Source organism: Arthrobacter glacialis (assembly GCF_002909445.1).
Classification (GTDB): domain Bacteria; phylum Actinomycetota; class Actinomycetes; order Actinomycetales; family Micrococcaceae; genus Specibacter; species Specibacter glacialis.
The window spans coordinates 1-1,009 of sequence record NZ_PPXC01000062.1; the positions used below are offsets into that span (position 1 = coordinate 1).

The following is a 1,009-nucleotide window of genomic DNA, read 5'->3' on the forward strand; positions in this document are numbered from 1 at the left end:
TGACGTTGGCACCTGAGGGACGTAAGTTGTTGCGGATTGAGCAGCGTAATGCTGCTGTGCCGGTGGAGCGGAAGCCTGAGTGGATGAAGGCCAAGGTTTCGATGGGCCCGGAGTACATTGCTATGAAGAACCTGGTTAAGGGTCAGGGTCTGCACACGGTGTGTGAGGAGGCGGGCTGTCCTAATATTTTTGAGTGCTGGGAGGACCGTGAGGCTACGTTCCTTATTGGTGGTTCCGAGTGCACCAGGCGGTGTGATTTCTGCCAGATTGATACGGGCAAGCCGTCACCGATCGATCGGTTCGAGCCGACCAAGGTGGCCCGTTCCGTGGTGAAAATGAACCTGCGCTACGCGACCGTGACGGGGGTGGCTCGTGATGACCTCGCCGATGAGGGTGTGTGGTTGTATGCCGAGACGGTCCGCAAAATCCATGAGTTAAACCCGAACACCGGGGTGGAGTTGTTGATCCCTGACTTCTCCGGAAAACCCGAACACATCACGGCTATTTGCGAGTCCAAGCCTGAAGTGTTTGCGCACAATGTGGAAACGGTGCCCCGCATTTTCAAGCGCATCCGTCCCGCGTTCCGTTATGAGCGTTCCTTGGATGTCATTACGCAGGGCCGGGATCATGGCATGGTGACCAAGTCGAACCTGATCTTGGGCATGGGTGAGACTCGGGCTGAAATCAGCCAGGCCTTGCAGGACTTGCACCAGGCAGGTACTGATCTGATCACGATCACCCAGTACTTGCGTCCCTCCGAACGGCATCTGCCGGTGGATCGTTGGGTCAAGCCACAAGAATTTATGGAACTGAACCAGGAAGCAGAAGAAATCGGCTTCCTCGGTGTCATGAGCGGGCCGCTGGTGCGTTCTTCCTACCGGGCCGGAAGGTTGTGGGCCACGGCCATGCGTAAGAAAGGCCGCGACATCCCCGAACACCTCGCCCACATCGCCGAAGGCATCGAAGACTCCGGCCACACCCGCCAAGAAGCAGCCTCACTCATAACAGC

The 1,009-nt window shown here is 57.5% G+C and carries 1 protein-coding gene; it reads left to right on the top strand.

The genetic code is table 11. The annotated features are described in order from the left end of the window. On the top strand, window positions 1–1,009 hold a 1,009-nt coding region (lipA, locus tag CVS27_RS20440; protein WP_243400302.1), incomplete at both ends, for a lipoyl synthase.